The 17,238-nt window shown below is 63.3% G+C and carries 13 protein-coding genes; 8 read left to right on the top strand and 5 right to left on the bottom strand.

The window, feature by feature from the left end; all coding sequences use genetic code 11:
• The first annotated feature begins 181 nt into the window (after window positions 1–181).
• The 6 genes from NLY37_RS13925 (at window position 182) to NLY37_RS13900 (ending at window position 9,170) form a co-directional block, all read left to right on the top strand.
• Complete coding sequence (locus NLY37_RS13925) at window positions 182–1,648, top strand: alpha-glucosidase/alpha-galactosidase (RefSeq protein ID WP_023741779.1); 1,467 nt, start codon at window positions 182–184, stop codon at window positions 1,646–1,648.
• Window positions 1,649–1,746: 98 nt separating this feature from the next.
• Complete coding sequence (locus NLY37_RS13920; protein WP_023691352.1) at window positions 1,747–3,858, top strand: ABC transporter substrate-binding protein; 2,112 nt, start codon at window positions 1,747–1,749, stop codon at window positions 3,856–3,858.
• 97 nt (window positions 3,859–3,955) lie between these two features.
• Window positions 3,956–4,963, top strand: a complete 1,008-nt coding sequence (locus NLY37_RS13915) for an ABC transporter permease (protein ID WP_023741778.1) — start codon at window positions 3,956–3,958, stop codon at window positions 4,961–4,963.
• Entirely contained in the window at window positions 4,964–6,100 is a 1,137-nt protein-coding gene (locus NLY37_RS13910) for an ABC transporter permease (RefSeq protein WP_023687914.1), read from the top strand.
• Between the two features lie 10 nt (window positions 6,101–6,110).
• Window positions 6,111–7,778, top strand: a complete 1,668-nt coding sequence (locus NLY37_RS13905; protein WP_023741777.1) for an ABC transporter ATP-binding protein — start codon at window positions 6,111–6,113, stop codon at window positions 7,776–7,778.
• Window positions 7,779–7,799: 21 nt separating this feature from the next.
• Window positions 7,800–9,170 (top strand): alpha-glucosidase/alpha-galactosidase, encoded by a 1,371-nt coding sequence (locus tag NLY37_RS13900; protein WP_023741776.1) that lies wholly within the window; start codon window positions 7,800–7,802, stop codon window positions 9,168–9,170.
• Between the two features lie 29 nt (window positions 9,171–9,199).
• On the opposite strand, the gene NLY37_RS13895 is transcribed toward NLY37_RS13900, so the two are convergent.
• Complete coding sequence (locus tag NLY37_RS13895; RefSeq protein WP_023741775.1) at window positions 9,200–10,846, bottom strand: acetolactate synthase large subunit; 1,647 nt, start codon at window positions 10,844–10,846, stop codon at window positions 9,200–9,202.
• A 107-nt stretch (window positions 10,847–10,953) separates the two neighbouring features.
• Window positions 10,954–11,841, bottom strand: coding sequence for an AraC family transcriptional regulator (locus NLY37_RS13890; protein ID WP_023691348.1), 888 nt, complete (start codon window positions 11,839–11,841; stop codon window positions 10,954–10,956).
• A gap of 99 nt (window positions 11,842–11,940) precedes the next feature.
• On the opposite strand from NLY37_RS13890, the gene NLY37_RS13885 reads away from it, so the two are divergent.
• Complete coding sequence (locus NLY37_RS13885) at window positions 11,941–12,645, top strand: glutathione S-transferase N-terminal domain-containing protein (protein WP_084558945.1); 705 nt, start codon at window positions 11,941–11,943, stop codon at window positions 12,643–12,645.
• A gap of 125 nt (window positions 12,646–12,770) precedes the next feature.
• On the top strand, window positions 12,771–13,331 hold the full coding sequence (msuE, locus tag NLY37_RS13880; protein ID WP_023741773.1) for an FMN reductase: 561 nt from the start codon (window positions 12,771–12,773) through the stop codon (window positions 13,329–13,331).
• Window positions 13,332–13,630: 299 nt separating this feature from the next.
• Here the strand turns inward: msuE and NLY37_RS13875 are convergent, their stop codons facing one another.
• The 3 genes from NLY37_RS13875 to NLY37_RS13865 all read right to left on the bottom strand — a co-directional run bounded on the left by NLY37_RS13875 (window position 13,631) and on the right by NLY37_RS13865 (window position 17,236).
• On the bottom strand, window positions 13,631–14,662 hold the full coding sequence (locus NLY37_RS13875) for a hydroxyacid dehydrogenase (protein ID WP_023729450.1): 1,032 nt from the start codon (window positions 14,660–14,662) through the stop codon (window positions 13,631–13,633).
• A gap of 253 nt (window positions 14,663–14,915) precedes the next feature.
• Entirely contained in the window at window positions 14,916–16,361 is a 1,446-nt protein-coding gene (locus NLY37_RS13870) for an aldehyde dehydrogenase (protein WP_023741772.1), read from the bottom strand.
• An 89-nt stretch (window positions 16,362–16,450) separates the two neighbouring features.
• Window positions 16,451–17,236 carry a coniferyl-alcohol dehydrogenase gene (locus NLY37_RS13865; RefSeq protein WP_023741771.1) on the bottom strand — a complete coding sequence of 262 codons (786 nt, stop codon included), beginning with the start codon at window positions 17,234–17,236 and terminating at the stop codon, window positions 16,451–16,453.
• Window positions 17,237–17,238: the final 2 nt, after the last annotated feature.

The following is a 17,238-nucleotide window of genomic DNA, read 5'->3' as shown; positions in this document are numbered from 1 at the left end:
GGCCGCGCCCTGGAATAACGGCATAATCCAAATCCTGAGAACGCGAAAGACCCGCGGTCGAGGGGCGGGCGGGGAGGAGAACGAGCCGGAATTCCGGCTCGAATGGTATGCGCGCCAAGGCGGGCCGCCATTCCCTTTCCTGTTGCTCCTTACCCGGCATTCGAATGGATCGAGGAAGGTGATGAGTTTCAAAATCGCTATTATCGGCGCGGGCAGCGTCGGCTTCACCAAGAAGCTGTTCACCGACATTTTGTGCATCCCGGAATTCAGCGACATCGAATTCGCGCTGACCGATCTCAGCGAACACAATCTGCAAATGATCAAGGCGATCCTCGACCGCATCGTCGAGGCCAACAAGCTGCCGACCAAGGTGACGGCGACGACCGACCGCCGCAAGGCGCTGGAAGGCGCGCGCTACGTCATCAGCTGCGTCCGGGTGGGCGGGCTCGAAGCCTATGCCGACGATATCCGCATTCCCTTGAAATACGGCATCGACCAGTGCGTCGGTGACACGATTTGCGCCGGGGGCATCCTCTACGGCCAGCGCAACATCCCGGTCATCCTCGACTTCTGCAAGGAAATATTGGAGGTCGCCGAGCCAGGCGCCAAATTCCTCAACTATGCCAACCCGATGGCAATGAACACCTGGGCGGCGATCGAATATGGCAAGGTCGATACGGTCGGCCTCTGCCACGGTGTCCAGCACGGCGCCGAACAGATCGCCGAAGTGCTCGGCGCCAAGTCGCACAGCGAACTCGATTATGTCTGCTCCGGTATCAACCACCAGACCTGGTTCATCGATTTGCGGCTCAACGGCCGCAAGATCGGCAAGGACGAACTGGTGGCTGCCTTCGAGGCGCATCCGGTCTATTCGCAGCAGGAAAAGCTGCGCATCGACGTGCTGAAGCGCTTCGGCGTCTACTCCACCGAAAGCAACGGTCATCTCTCCGAATATCTGCCCTGGTATCGCAAGCGGCCGGACGAAATCACCCGCTGGATCGACATGTCCGACTGGATCCATGGCGAGACCGGCGGCTATCTTCGCTACTCCACGGAAACCCGCAACTGGTTCGAGACGGAATATCCGCAATTCCTCGAAGCGGCGTCGAAGCCGCTCGACGTATCGAAGCGCTCGAACGAGCATGCCAGCCATATTCTCGAAGCGCTGGAGACGAACCGCGTCTATCGCGGCCACTTCAACGTCAAGAACGCCGGCATCATCACCAATCTGCCGCAGGACGCGATCATCGAATCGCCCGGCTTCGTCGATCGCTTCGGCATCAACATGGCGTCAGGCATCACGCTGCCGGAAGCCTGCGCGGCCACCTGCATGGCTTCGATCAACGTCCAGCGCATGTCGGTGCATGCGGCTGTTACGGGCGACATTGACCTGCTCAAGCTCGCGGTGCTGCACGATCCGCTGGTGGGTGCGGTGTCGACGCCGGAAGAGGTCTGGCAGATGGTCGACGAGATGGTCGTCGCCCAGGCGCGTTGGCTGCCGCAATACGCCGATGCCGTGCCGGCCGCCAAGGAGCGGCTTTCGAAATCGATGGTGAAAACCCGCGACTGGGCGGGTGCGGCGCGGCGCAAAGTGCGCTCGATCGAGGAACTGCGCGCCGAAAAAACGGCCCTGAAACAGGCCGGCTGAGAATGCTGGCAGGCGGACAGCGGGAGGCCGGTTCGCCAATCAGCCGTCATGAATAGATGCGGGCAGCAGCAGACGTCGAAACATCTGGGAGGAACACAATGAGGAACTTTCGTGGAATTGGCATTCTCGCCGGGCGAAGAATTGGCATTCTCGCCGGGCTGGCGCTGAGCGTCTCGGCATCGGCGCTTGGCAGTGCATACGCGTCCGAGCCGACCACGCCGCCGGCGCCGGCGGCGTTTCCCGCCGAGGGCAAGATCAAATACGTCGCCCGCGATTCCATCCTGGAGTTCAAGGCGCTGCCCGAATATCACGAGCCCGAGTGGGTCACCGAGAAATACGTCAAGACTGGCAAGCTGCCGCCGGTCAAGGATCGCCTGCCGAAGGAGCCGCTGGTGTTCAAGACCGGCAACATGCCGGACGGCATCGGCGTTTATGGCGACACCATGCGCCACGTCATTGGCGGCCGGCCGGAAGGCTGGAATTATGGCGCCGGCCAGACCCAAGGATGGGGCGGCATCGACATCGGCCTTTCGGAATGCCTGACGCGCACCGCGCCTTTGTTCCAGGTCGAGGCCAAGGACACCGAGCCGCTGCCCAACCTCGCCAGGAGCTGGGACTGGTCGAAGGATGGCCACACGCTGACCATGCACCTGGTCGAAGGCGCCAAATGGTCTGACGGCGTTGCCTTCAATGCCGACGATGTCATGTTCTACTGGGACGATGAGGTCGTCGACCCCAATGTCTCGCCGTTGAACGGCGCCACAGCGGAAACCTTCGGTGTCGGCACGACGCTGAAGAAGGTCGACGACTACACCGTCGAGTGGACCTTCAAGGACGCTTTCCCCAAACAGTATCTCTACGCCATGGCCTACGGCACCTTCTGCCCCGGCCCAGCGCATATCCTCAAGCCGCAGCATCCGAAGTACTCGAAGAATACCTACGAGCAGTTCAAGAACGCGTTCCCGCCGGAATATATGAACATTCCGGTGATGGGCGCCTGGGTGCCGGTGGAGTATAGGCCCGACGACATCATCGTCTTGCGCCGCAATCCCTACTACTGGAAGGTCGACGAGAAGGGCAACCAGCTGCCCTATCTCAACGAACTGCACTACAAGCTGTCGACCTGGGCCGACCGCGACGTGCAGGCGGTGGCAGGGGCCGCCGACTTCTCCAACCTCGAGCAGCCGGAGAATTTCGTCGCTTCGCTGAAGCGAGCGGCGGACAAGGACGCGCCGGCCCGGCTCGCCTTTGGCCCGCGCCTGATCGGCTACAATCTGCGCATGAACTTTTCAGCCAATGGCTGGGGCAATCCCGACGAACGCGGCCAGGCGATCCGCGAGCTCAACCGCAATGAGGACTTCCGCAAGGGCATCACCATGGCGCTCGACCGCAAGGCGCTCGGCGACTCGCTGGTCAAGGGGCCGTTCACCGCCATCTACCCCGGTGGCTTTTCCTCGGGCACCAGCTTCTATGACCGCAACTCGACCGTCTACTATCCCTTCGACATCGAGGGCGCCAAGGCGGAACTGGCCAAGGCTGGTCTCAAGGATACGGATGGCGACGGCTTCGTGAACTTCCCGGCCGGGACCGCCGGCGGCAAGAATGTCGAGATCGTGATGCTGGTCAACAATGACTACGGCACCGACAAGAGCCTCGCCGAAGGCGTCGTCGGCCAGATGGAAAAGCTTGGCATCAGGGTCGTGCTCAACGGCCTCAACGGCACCCAGCGTGATGCCTCGCAATATTCCGGCCGCTTCGACTGGCTGATCAGGCGCAACGAGCAGGAGCTGACTTCCGTCGTGCAGAATACCGTGCAACTCGCGCCCGTCGGACCCAAGACCAGCTGGGATCACCGCGCGCCCGAAAGCGGCGTGGTCGACCTGATGCCGTTCGAAAAGGAGCTTGTCGACATCGTCAACAAGTTCGTCTCCTCGTCAGACAATGACGAGCGCGCCAGCCTGATGAAGACGTTCCAGAAGATCTCGACGGAGCATGTCTACAATATCGGACTGACCGAATATCCCGGCGCCCTGATCATCAACAAGCGCTTCTCCAACATCCCGCAGGGAACGCCGATCTTCATGTTCAACTGGGCCGAGGATTCGATCGTGCGCGAACGCGTCTTCGTCGCCGCCGACAAGCAGCAGAAATACGAACTCTTTCCCGACCAGCTTCCCGGCAAGCCCGGCGACAAGGGTCCGACGAACTGAGTTTCCTCCCCTGGCTGACGCCCGGCCGCGCTGCGCGCGGCCGGGACGGAGTAAGGTCAGCGGCAACAGATTAGATCCAAGGAGGAGAAACGGTCCGATGCTGCGATTCCTGGCCATGCGCATAGCATCGGCGGTCCCGGTCATGGTCATCCTGAGCCTGGTCACCTTTGCCATCATCCAGGCGCCGCCGGGCGACTATGCCGACTATATCCGCTCGCAGCTCATCAACCAGGGCGGGGCGTCTTTTGCCGAAGCCGACGCGCAGGCGCAAGCCTATCGGGTCGAGCACGGCCTCGATAAACCGCTGCCCGTCCAGTACCTGAACTGGGTCGCCGGCATCATCACCCGCGGCGATTTCGGCTACAGCCTCTATTACAACAAGCCGGTCGCCGCCGTGGTCGGCGAGCGGCTGCCGCGCACGCTGCTGCTGGCACTGGTCTGCCATCTGCTGGCGTCGGTGCTCGGCATCACCTTCGGCATCTGGGCGGCGACCAGGCAATACACATGGATCGACTCGGCGCTGTCGGCCATCTCCTTCCTCGGCATGACGGTGCCGCGCTTCCTGATGGCGCTGATCATCGTCTATCTCCTGGTCTTCCAGTTCAACGTGTCGGAGATCGGCAGCTTCTTCTCGCCGCAATATGGCGGCGCGCCGTGGTCGTGGGCGAAATTCGCCGACCTCGTCAAGCATGTCTGGCCGGTGGTGGCGATCGCCACCTTCGGCGGGCTCGCCTACAATATGCGCGTCATGCGCGGCAATCTGCTCGATACGCTGAACGCGCAATATGTCGAGACGGCCAAGGCCAAGGGCCTGACCGGCAGCGCCGTCGTCATGCGCCATGCCGTGCCCAACGCACTGCACCCGCTCATCATGTATCAGGGCGTGGTGCTGCCCTACATGCTGACCGGCGAGATCGAGACGGCGATCATCTTTGCGCTGCAGACGGTCGGGCCGGCCATTGTCGGCTCGATGGCGGTCGGCGACGTTTATGTCACGGCGACCTTCATGATGGTGCTGTCGGCAACGCTGATCGTCGGCAACATCATCGCCGACATGCTGCTCGCGCTGCTCGATCCGCGCGTACGCCAGTTCAGGGAGAGCTAGATGCTGGCGCGTGACCCATCCCCGCCGCCGCCCCCGGCTGAAGCAACCGCGATTGCGACCCCACGCGGCAATGAGAGCTATATGGCGCTGGTCTGGCGCCGGCTGAGGCGCTCCTGGACCGGCATGGCCGGGCTGATCCTGGTCGTGCTTCTGGTGCTGATGGCGCTATTCGCCGATTTCTTCGCGCCGATGGACCCCAAGGTGACCGATGTCGCTTTCGCCCCGCCGCAAGTGATGAGTTTTCACGACAGAGACGGGAATTTCGTGCTCCAGCCGCGGGTCTATGCGCTGGCGGATTCTGCTGACCTCGACCCGGTCACCTTCCAGCCGGTCGTCGGGCCGGATTACGAGCATCCGCGCCTGCTCGGCTTCTTCGTCAAGGGCGCCGACTACCGGCTGCTTGGACTGATCCCCGCCAACCGGCATTTCTTTGCTTCGGCCGACGGCCAGCCGGTGCATTTTCTCGGCACCGACAAATTCGGCCGGGATGTGTTGTCGCGCGCCATCCAGGGCTCGCGCGTCTCGCTGATGATCGCGCTGACGGTGGTGTTCATCATCACCGTCATCGGCACCACGGTCGGCATGGTCTCGGGCTATTTCGGCGGCCGCTTCGACGTCTGGATGCAGCGCTTCGTCGAGTTGGTGCTCGCCTTCCCGCAATTGCCGCTCTATCTTGCGCTGACGACGCTGATCCCGGTGACCGCGCCGACCAACGTTTTCCTCGCCTTCGTCATCATCGTCATGTCGGCGCTGGGCTGGGCGCAGATGTCGCGCGAGGTGCGCGGCAAGACGCTGGCGCTGGCGCGGATCGACTATGTGCGCGCTGCCATGGCGGTTGGCGCCACCGACATGCGTATCATCATGCAGCACATTTTTCCCAATGTGATGAGCCACGTCATCGTCGCCGTGACGATCGCCATCCCGACGGTGGTGCTGCTCGAAGCCTTTCTCGGCTTCCTCGGCTTCGCCGTGAAACCGCCGCTGATCTCATGGGGGCTGATGCTGCAGGACACGGCTACCTATTCGGTCATCGGCACCTATCCGTGGATCCTGTCGCCGGTCGGCTTCGTGCTGATCACCGTCTTTGCCTTCAACGCGCTGGGCGACGGCCTGCGCGATGCCGTCGATCCCTATTGAGGTGGCCGGGATGACCGTAGCGCTCGCAGCCACCTTCGCACCAGCCGTCCGGCTCGACCATGCCGGCCGCCACGACCAACCCATCATCGATGCCCGCAACATCGAGGTCGCCTTCAAGGTCGAGCACGGCGTCGTCGACGCTGTGAAGGATGTCTCGTTCCAGCTTTATCGCGGCGAGACGATCGCCATCGTAGGTGAGTCCGGTTCCGGCAAGTCGGTGACGGCGCGTGCTGTCATGGGGCTCTTGTCGAAGCGGGCCACCGTGTCGCCGAAATCCACCATCCACTATTGCGGGCAGGACATACTGAAATTCCCCGAGAGCGCCCGGCGCAAGTTGCGCGGCAATCGCATCTCGATGATCTTCCAGGAGCCGATGAGCTCGCTCAACCCGATCTATACGGTTGGCAGTCAGATCGTCGAGGCGATCAGAGTGCATCGAAAGGTCAGCCGCAAGCAAGCCTGGGCGCGGGCGCTCGAGCTTTTGCGGCATGTCCAGATCCCCGAGCCGGAAGCGCGCATCAAACAGTATCCGCACCAGATGTCGGGCGGGCAGCGCCAGCGCGTGATGATCGCCATGGCGCTCGCCAACGACCCCGATGTGCTGATCGCCGACGAGCCGACGACGGCGCTCGATGTCACGGTGCAAGCACAGATCCTCAATTTGATCCGCAATCTGCAAAAAGAACTCAGGATGGCGGTCATCCTGATCACCCACGACCTCACCGTGGTGCGGAAATTCTCGGACTATGTCTATGTCATGCAGCATGGCGAGATGTGCGAGCACAACGTTACCGAGCGGCTGTTCGCCGACCCGCAGCATGCCTATACCAAGCGGCTGCTCGCTTCAGAGCCGCACGGCAAGCCGCAGCCGCTGCCGGAAAACAGCGGCACCATCCTCGAGGCCCGCGATATGCGCGTCTGCTTCATGCTACGCCATGGCAGCTTCCTGAAGCCGGACTGGCGCGAGCTGGTCGCCGTCGACGATCTCGGCCTGAAGCTTTGCCGCCACGAGACACTGGGGCTGGTCGGCGAATCCGGCTCCGGCAAGACCACCTTCGGTCTCGCCTTGCTCAGGCTCACCGAGGCCAAGCGCGGCGAGGTCAGCTTCGACGGCCAGCCGATCCACGGCCTGTCGCGCGCCGGGATGCGGCCGCTGCGCTCGCGCATGCAGGTCGTTTTTCAGGATCCGTTCTCGTCGCTCAACCCGCGTATGACGATCGGCCAGATCATCGAGGAAGGGCTGGTCGTCAACAGGATCGGCGCGACACGGCGCGAGCGGGTCGGTCGGGTTCGCGACGCCCTGGTCAGCGCCGGCATGCCCGGCGATATCCTGTCGCGGTTCCCGCACGAATTTTCCGGCGGCCAGCGGCAGCGCATCGCCATTGCCCGAGCCATCGCGCTGGAGCCCGAATTCATCCTGCTCGACGAACCGACATCGGCGCTCGACCTTTCGGTGCAGGCGCAGATCATCGACTTGTTGCGCAAGCTGCAGGACGAACGCGGCCTTAGTTATCTCTTCATTTCGCACGACCTCAAGGTGGTGCGCGCGCTCTGCCATCGCGTCATCGTCATGCAGAACGGCAAGATCGTCGAACAGGGGCCCGTCGACGAGGTCCTCACCCATCCCAAGACCGCCTACACCGAACGGCTCGTCAGGGCCGCCTTCGACGTGGCGTAGCAAAGTGCCGGAGGTTTAATAGTGGCAAGACATCCCAGGATCACCTTCATTGGCGCGGGTTCGACCGTGTTCATGAAGAACATTGTCGGCGACGTGCTGCAGCGGCCATCGCTGTCAGGCGCGACGATCGCGCTGATGGACATCAATCCGCAGCGGCTGGAAGAGAGCGCCGTCGTCGTCAACAAGCTGATCGCGACGCTGGGCGTGAAGGCGAAGGCCGAGACCTATTCCGACCAGCGCAGGGCGCTCGCCGGCGCCGACTTCGTCGTGGTCGCCTTCCAGATCGGCGGCTATGAGCCCTGCACCGTCACCGATTTCGAGGTGCCGAAGAAATACGGCCTGCGCCAGACCATTGCCGACACGCTCGGCGTCGGCGGCATCATGCGCGGCCTCCGGACCGTGCCGCATCTGTGGAAGATCTGCGAGGACATGCTGGCCGTCTGCCCCGACGCGATCATGCTGCAATACGTCAACCCGATGGCGATCAACACCTGGGCGATTTCAGAGAAATTTCCTGACATCAAACAGGTCGGCCTCTGCCATTCGGTGCAAGGCACAGCGATGGAACTGGCGCACGATCTCGACATTCCCTACGAGGAGATACGCTACCGCTCGGCCGGCATCAACCACATGGCCTTCTACCTGAAGTTCGAGCACCGGCAGCCGGATGGCTCTTACCGCAACCTCTATCCGGACCTTGTCCGCGCCTATCGCGAGGGCAGGGCGCCGAAGCTGGGCTGGAACCCGCGCTGCCCCAACAAGGTGCGCTACGAGATGCTGACGCGTCTCGGCTATTTCGTCACCGAAAGCTCCGAGCATTTCGCCGAATACACGCCCTATTTCATCAAGGAAGGCCGCCCCGACCTGATCGAGAAATTCGGCATTCCGCTCGACGAATATCCCAAGCGCTGCATCGAACAGATCGAGCGCTGGAAGGGCCAGGCCGAGGCCTATCGCTCGGCCGACCGCATCGAGGTCGAGCAATCGAAGGAATACGCGTCCTCGATCATGAACTCGGTGTGGACCGGCGAGCCTTCGGTGATCTACGGCAATGTCCGCAACAATGGCTGCATCACCTCGCTGCCGGACAATTGCGCCGCCGAGGTGCCGTGCCTGGTCGACGGCTCCGGCATCCAGCCGACCTATATTGGCGAGCTGCCGCCGCAACTCACCGCGTTGATACGCACCAACATCAATGTGCAGGAATTGACGGTGCAGGCGCTGATGACCGAAAACCGCGAGCACATCTACCACGCGGCGATGATGGATCCGCATACGGCCGCCGAACTCGATCTCGACCAGATCTGGGCGCTGGTCGATGAGTTGCTGGCGACACATGGCGACTGGCTGCCGGCCTGGGCGCGTGGGAGCGCCAAGGTCCGGGCCGCCTGAGCGCTGCTGCGGCGGTATCTACTCCACCGTCAGGCCTCCGGTGGCGCCGGCAACCGGTGGCGCAGTTCCTCGACCAGCACGCGCTCGTTCTCCGAATAGTCGATCGGAACGACGACGAGATGGACGCCACCGCCGGCAAAAGCCTGTTCAAGCGTCGATTGTATTTCTGAGACGGCGCCGACCCTGGTTCCCTTGGCGCCATAGGCCTCGGCATAGCGGACGAAATCGGGATTGCCGAAGGTCATGCCGAAATCGGGGAACTGGTCGACCGCCTGCTTCCAGCGGATCATGCCGAAAGCATTGTCCTCGATGATCAGCACGACCAAATTGAGCTTCAGCCTGACGGCGGTTTCAAGTTCCTGGCTGTTCATCATGAAGCCGCCATCGCCGCAGATCGCCATGACGCGGCGTGCGGGATAGAGCATCGCGGCCGTCATCGCCGACGGCAGGCCGGCGCCCATCGTGGCCAGGGCGTTGTCGAGCAGCAAAGTGTTGGCGACGCGCGTGCGGTAATTGCGCGCGAACCAGATCTTGTACATGCCGTTGTCGAGCGCCAGGATGCCATCGGCCGGCATCACCGCGCGCACGTCATGAACCAGACGCTGCGGCGTGAAACGGTCTTCGGTGGCGCGGGCGGCAATGCGGGTCAAAATGCCTTCGCGCAATGGCAGCAACGTTTGCGCGTTGGGGATCTTGCCCTCGATCCGGTCGGCAAGCAGCCTGAGCGAAGCGCCGATGTCACCGATCACTTCGGTCTGCGGGAAATAGACCTGCTCGACGTTGGCCGGCTGGTAACCGACATGGATCACCTTCGGGCCCTTGTCGCCCATAATGAAGGGCGGCTTCTCGATCGTGTCGTGGCCGATAGTGATGATGAGGTCGGCCTGTTCGATGGCCTCATGCACATAGTCGCGCTCGGAGAGCGCGGCGGTGCCCATGTAGAGTTCGGTGCCGCCGGGCACCGTGCCCTTGCCCATCTGCGTGGTGAAATAGGGGATGCCGGTCCTGATCACGAACTGGGCGAGGTCGGAGGTCGAGCGCGGCCGCGATGCGGCGGCGCCCAGCATCGCCAGCGGACGCTGCGCCTTGATGATCATCTCGGCGGCGCGGTCGAGCGCAAGCGGGCTGGCCAGCGGAAGCTCGACCGGATGCGGCGGGATCAGCGCGACATCGTCGCACTCCTCGGCCGCGATGTCTTCGGGCAGTTCCAGATGCACCGGTCCCGGACGCTCCTCTTCGGCAATCCGAAACGCTTCGCGCACCACGGCGGGAATGGTCTTCGCCGAGATGATCTGACGTGACAGCTTGGTCAACGGCTTCATCGCGGCGACGATGTCGACGATCTGGAAGCGGGCCTGGCGCGACGAGCGGATGCCCTTCTGCCCGGTGATCATGATCATCGGCATGGCGCCGAGCAGCGCATAGGCGGCACCCGTCGTCAGGTTCAGGGCGCCGGGTCCCAGCGTGGTGATGCACACACCTGGCTTGCCGGTGAGCCTGCCATGGGTGGCGGCCATGAACGCCGCCGCCTGCTCATGACGGGTGAGGATGAGCTGGATCGAGGATTTGCGGATGGATTCGACGACGTCCAGGTTTTCTTCGCCGGGAATGCCGAAGATGCGATCGACGCCCTCATTCTCGAGGGCGGCAACAAGCAGGTCAGAACCTTTGGGCACGAAGCATCTCCTGGGCAAAGCGGCGGCGAACCGCGTCGGGATATGATCAGACATAGTGCTGGCAAAGTCCTACCGCGAGGCGCGGCCGCCGCCAATATCGCTCTGCCTTACAGATCCTTCCGTTTCCTGAATTGGCCGGGCGAGACGCCGGCGTGGCGCCTGAAGGCGGTGGAGAAGGCGGCTTCCGAGCTGTAGCCGACCGCCTCGGCGACTTGGCCCAGGCTCTTGCCCTCGTGCAGCAGCCGGCTGGCCTGCCGCATGCGGCAGCCGAAGAGATAGGCCATGGGCGCTTCGCCGACGAGATCGCGAAAGCGGGCGGCAAAGGTTGCCCTGGAGAGCCCGACCGCGCGTGCCAGGGTCTCGATCGTCCAGTCGTGGCCATAGGCTTCATGCAGGGTGGCGAGCGCTCTGGCGATCGCGGGGTCCTGCAATCCCCTCAGCCAACCTGGATTGTCCATGCTTTCCAGACCGGAGCGCAAGGCGCGCGTGACGATGGCCCCAGACAGGCGAGCCATGACCACGTCGCTGCCGGGACCTTCGTCGGTCGCTTCCACCAGCAAGGCCTCGACATAGCCACGCAGCCATTTGGGCAGACGGCCATTCGATCCCCGGATGTGAACGATGCGCGGCAGGCCGGCAAGTGCCGGATGGTCGGCGTCGCGAAAGGCGAAGGCGCCGCACAGGATGACGGTCTTTTCGCCTTCGCCGCCGCTGCGAATACGCCCGGCTGCGGTTTGGGTCGCCAGTTCGGCGGCGGGGACGTTCGCGCTTTTGAGCGCGCCGGGCGACCGCAGCACATGCGGATCGGCGCGCGGTGCAATGATCAGGTCGCCGGCATCGAGAGGCTCGACATCTTCCTCACCGAACACCGCCTCGCATCGCCCCTTGATGACGACGTGAATGCCGCGAAGCCCAGCCTGGCTGAACGAGATCGCCCAGGGAGCGGCCAGTTCGAGGCGCCGGTACCCGGCGGCTGCGAAGTGCAATTCGCGCATGAGGGTAGCCAGGAGATCCACGCTTCGCTCCAGAAACAGACGATCGATAAATCAATCCAGACGCTGTCGAATAGCGCGCCGGCCTTACTGGACCTAGCTATGCCCGACAGGCCGCTTGTCGGCGATAACGAAACTCAGGAGTTATTCATGCCGCCAATCGAGCTTTTTGTCGCGCAGCTTTGTCCCTATGCGCACCGTGTCAGGCTCGCCCTTGCCGAGAAAGGCCTGCAGGCGACGGAAATCGAAATCGATCTGCGCAACAAGCCGGCGTGGTTCCTGAAACTCACGCCGACGGGAAAGGTGCCGCTGCTGCGCCATCAGGGGCAATATGTCAGGGAGTCGGCGATCATCTGCGAATATCTCGATGATGCATTCCCCGAACGGCCGATTTTCCCCAGGGATGCTCATGCCCGCGCTGAGGCGCGCATCTGGATCAGTTTCGCCGACACGCAGCTTTACGCCAGGACGGCAACCATGATGCACAGTTCCGACGCTATGGTTCATGAGCGGATCAAGGCCCAGCTTGCCGACGCCCTGCGCTTTGTGGAACAGCATGCCTTTGCGAGGCGAGGGGCGGACGAACGGTTTTTGCTGGGCTCGGAATTCAGCGCCGCCGACATCGCCTTCTATCCCTGGTTCGAACAGCTGTGCGTGCTTGAGAAATATCTGGGCTTCGTCATGCCGACCGAATGCGAGCGCCTGCTGCGGTGGCAGGAAACGGTTGCCGCCAGGGAGGCGGTGCGGACCTGCGCCAGGTCGCCCGGCTTCTACCTGGAATCCTATGGCCCGCTTCTCGCGGCCTGAGACGAGCGGGCAAACGGAAAAAAATTCCTCACTATGGTGCTGCAAGGTCAGTCATTTGCTTCTTGCGGCAGGCGCAAGCCTGTAAATATGCGGTATGAAACCCCGCCGCGAGAGGTGAGAGAAACATGCCCAATCCAACCGTCGTCGGGTTTTCCGGCAATTTCACCAGGCCGTCCAAGACGCGTGGTTTTGTCGACCAGGTTGTCAGGGATATTGCGCGCCAGCATGGCCTGTCGGCGAGCACCTATGACATCGAAGACCTCGGCCCGTCGCTCGGCGCTGCCAAATGGGCGCGCGATCTCGACGGCCAGGCACGGGCAATCTTCGACGGCGTCGTCAATGCCGATGTGCTGGTGGTGGGGTCGCCGACCTACAAGGGCAGCTACACCGGCCTGTTCAAGCACTTCTTCGATCTGTTCGATCCCGCCGCCTTGCGCGGCAAGCCGATGGTGCTGCTTGCCACCGGCGGCAACGATCGCCACGCGTTGATCGTCGAGCACCAGTTGCGGCCGTTGTTCGGCTTCTTCGAGGCGCTGACGCTGCCGACAGGGGTCTATGCCACGGACAAGGACTTTTCCGACGGCGTGCTGCGGGCCGAACCCATCCTGAAGCGCGTCGAGCAGGTTGTCGGCGAGGTCGGGCGGGTGCTGGCCAATCGCTCGCCAGCCGGCGTTGCTGCCGGATAGAGCGAGGCGGGCAGGCCGGCTCCGGCTTTGCTCGGGAGTGAATAAAAAGGACCGCCACCGACGCGAATCGTGACGAGCCTCCTTGGAGTAGGCCAAGCCTCCCACAGCCCGACTGCCTTCAAAATCAATACCCCGCCGGCTAGGCCTGGCAGGGCATCGATAGTAGGGTCTGGATCGAATGGGAGCGATCCGGCTGAAAAACGCCAATACCGGTCAAAGGTTCCCGGTCATCCTGAGCGGCGATGACAAAGGGTTTAGCCCAACTGCGAAATCCATCTCAGGCGGATTTATCGCGACAACTAGTTCCTGTCCGCCGGCTTCGAACGCATCCTTGACACCGTCTCGCGCTCGGCGCGCTTGGAGCGCAGAGGCGGCAGGCCGCGGTCGATCAGGTCCATGTCTTCCAGAACCATGTCGCCCATGCGCTTGAAGGCGATGTCAAGCGCACCGGCGCGGTGGGCGGAGCGCAGGAAGCCGGGGATCGTGCGGACCGGATGGTCCTGCGCCAGCGGCTCTTCAGGGAAGACATCGCTGGCGGCGACGATGTGGCCGCTTTTCACCGCCGCCATCAGGGCAGGGAAGTCGACGACGCCGGCGCGGCTGAGCAGGATGAAGGCGGCGCCCTTGCGCATACTTGCAAAGGCCTCAGCGCCGAGGAAACCCTGGTTCTCCGAGGTCACCGAAGCGACGACGAAGACGAAATCGCTTGATGTCAGCACCTCGTCCAGCGAGGCCGGCTTCACCCCATTGTCGATCAGGATAGACGGCGGCAGCCAAGGGTCGAAGACCTTGGTGCGGGTGCGAAAACCCGACAGCAGTCGGTTGAGCGCACGGCCGAGGTCGCCGAAGCCGATGATGCCGACATCGGCGCCGGACAGAAGCCGCGCCGTCAAATTGCCGTCACCGCCCCACAGCTCCTCGCCTTTGCGGAAGGCGAGGTCGGCATCGACGATGTTGCGGGCGAGGTTGAGCGCCATGGCGAGGCCAAGCTCGGCCACCGGCTCGGCGAAGACGAGGCCGGTGGTGACGACATGGATGCCGCGCGCAAACAGCGTCTCATAGGGCATGTTGTTGATGAGGTTGGTCTCGACATTGAAGACGCAACGCAGCGCCTGCATCTGGTCCAAGGTCTCGGGCGAGATCGGCGGCTGGCCGATAATATAGCGGGCTTCGGCAAGCACGTCGGCGGGCAAGTTCGCCACGCCCTCGGCCGTCGTCTCGACGACGCGGTAATGCGCCTTGAGGCGCGCCAGCTGCGGTGGGGTGAAGATCAGGTCGAGCGTGCGTGGTTCCGGCGCGCTGATGACCAGCGGCAGGGCCTTGTTTGGCATAACGATTCCTCCCCGGCGCGATCCGTATCGCGTATTTTGCTTTGCACTTGCGGTAGTCCCAAAACCGCTTGCCGCCGTCCGGCGGCATGTGATTGAGGGGTAAAATACCCACGATTAAACGATTTACAACTCCGGGAGGGGCCGCCGATCGCGCGACTCGAGCCTTGCCGGGTTTTGATGCGGGAATCCGTTGGCTCGCCAGGCAACGGCCCTGAGGGCTCCTTTCCTTCTCCCCCTGTGAGAGAAGGTGCAGTCAAAACGGATAGTGCTGCCCCGGATCCTCGATCGTCAGCCAGCGCAGGTCGGTGAACTCGGCGATCGAGGCCTTGCCGCCGAAGCGGCCGTAGCCTGAACCCTTGACGCCGCCGAACGGCATTTGCGCCTCGTCGCCGACGGTCGGGCCGTTGATGTGGCAGATACCGGCTTCGATGCGCGCGGCAACCGCCATGGCACGGCGGATGTCGCGGCTGAACACGGCCGAGGACAGGCCGTATTCGGTATCGTTGGCGACACATACCGCTTCGTCCTCGCCCTTGACGCGGATCACCGGCTTGACCGGGCCGAAGGATTCTTCCGAATAGACGCGCATCGCCGGCGTCACGTGGTCGAGCAATGTCGCCTCGACCACGGTTCCGGTGCGCTTGCCGCCGGCCACAAGCCTGGCGCCCTTGGCGACGGCGTCGGCAACCAGTTCTTCCATCTTGTCGGCGGCTTGGTCGCTGATCAGCGAACCGAGCACGACATGGCCGCGCGGGTCACCGGCAGGCAGCTGCGCCGCGCGGGCGGCGAGCTTGGCGACGAACTCGTCGGCGACCTTTTCATCGACGACCAGACGCTCGGTCGACATGCAGATCTGGCCCTGATGCATGTAGGCGCCGAAGGTCGCCGCATTGACCGCCGCATCGATGTCGGCATCGTCGAGCACGACCAGCGGCGCCTTGCCGCCGAGTTCGAGCAGCGCCGGCTTCAAGTGACGGCCGGCGAGTTCGGCAATGATTCTGCCGACCTTGGTCGAGCCGGTGAAGTTGACACGCCTGACTGCAGGGTGCGCGACCAGTGCCTCGACGATTGCCGCTGCGTCCTTGGGGTCATTGGTGACGACATTGATGACGCCCTTGGGCAGGCCCGCCTCGACCAGCACCTGGCCGATCAGCCGGTGTGTGCCGGGGCACATTTCGGAGGCTTTCAGCACAACCGTGTTGCCGCAGGCGATCGGCATGGCGATGGCACGGGTACCGAGGATGACCGGCGCATTCCACGGCGCGATGCCGAGGCAGACGCCGGCCGGCTGGCGGATCGCCATGGCCAGCGTGCCGGGCTTGTCGGAGGGAATGACCTCGCCCGAAATCTGCGTCGTCATGGCGGCTGCCTCGCGCAGCATTTTGGCGGCGAGCATGACGTTGAAGCCGGCCCAGGGGCCGGTCGCGCCGGTTTCTTCCATCATCAATTTGGTGAATTCGCCGACCTTGGAGTCCATGACATCGGCCGCCTTGGACAGCAAAGCGCGGCGCTCGCCCGGACCGGTCTTCGACCACGTCTTGAAAGCGGCAGCAGCGGCTTCGACCGCGGCATTGGCGTCGGCGATGCTGGCTGCGGCAGCGCGTGTCGCCAGCTTGCCGGTGAACGGGTCCATGCGCTCGTAAGAGGCTGAGCCGGAGGCATCCCTTTTGTCGCCGTCGATCAGAAGTCCGATGTCCATTGTTCTCTCCCTCGCTCGCCGTGGAGCGTCTTTTCTATATTGACCACGATCTTATCCGAACATCGGCTCCCACTTTTCGGGATGATGGTCTAGAAGCCGAGCACCTCGGCATTGATCGATGCTTCAAGCCCACCGTCAACCGGCACATTGGCGCCGTTGACCCAGCGTGCGCCGTCCGAGCACAGGAACAGCACGACAGGCGCGATGTCGCCCGATGTGCCGGCGCGGCCGACACGGGCGATGTCGCTATCGACGCGGGCGTCGCCCAGCACATTGCGGAACTGTTTGAGGATCGGCGTCTCGACCGGGCCGGGGCTCACTGCATTGACGCGGATGCCGCGGCTCCTGAACAGGTCCTGATGCGCGGCGCTCTGCGTCCACAACAGCAGCAGCTCCTTGGAAACGGAATAGCCTTCCTCGTTCTTCACCTGATGGTCGGCGACCACCTCCGCCACATCGGGAAAGCCTTCGATGCCGACCATCGATGCCGCGCGGTTGAGATTGGCGCGCCAGCCATAGCCGGCGATCGAGGCGACGTTGACCACGGCGCCGCCTTCACGAAGTCTGGGTGCGAGGCCTTCCGAGAGCGCGCGCAGGCCGTAGAAGTTGACGGCCAGTGTCGACACCGCACCGGTGTTGCCGGGGAGGCCGGCGACATTGCAGAGCGCATCGATGCGCTGCGGCAGGCGCCCGAGGAGATCGTCGACGCCGGCCTTGGATGAGATGTCAGCCTTGACGAAACTGCCGGCCGATGCTGCCGGTTCACGCATATCGACGCCGATCACGTCAGCGCCCAGTTGGCCGGCAAGTTCGGCCGTGCGAGCGCCGATACCAGAGGCGACACCGGTGATGAGGATGGTCTTGCCGAACAGCATGG

The organism is Mesorhizobium sp. C395A, from assembly GCF_030323205.1.
Classification (GTDB): domain Bacteria; phylum Pseudomonadota; class Alphaproteobacteria; order Rhizobiales; family Rhizobiaceae; genus Mesorhizobium.
This window is presented reverse-complemented; position numbering and strand designations above follow the sequence as displayed.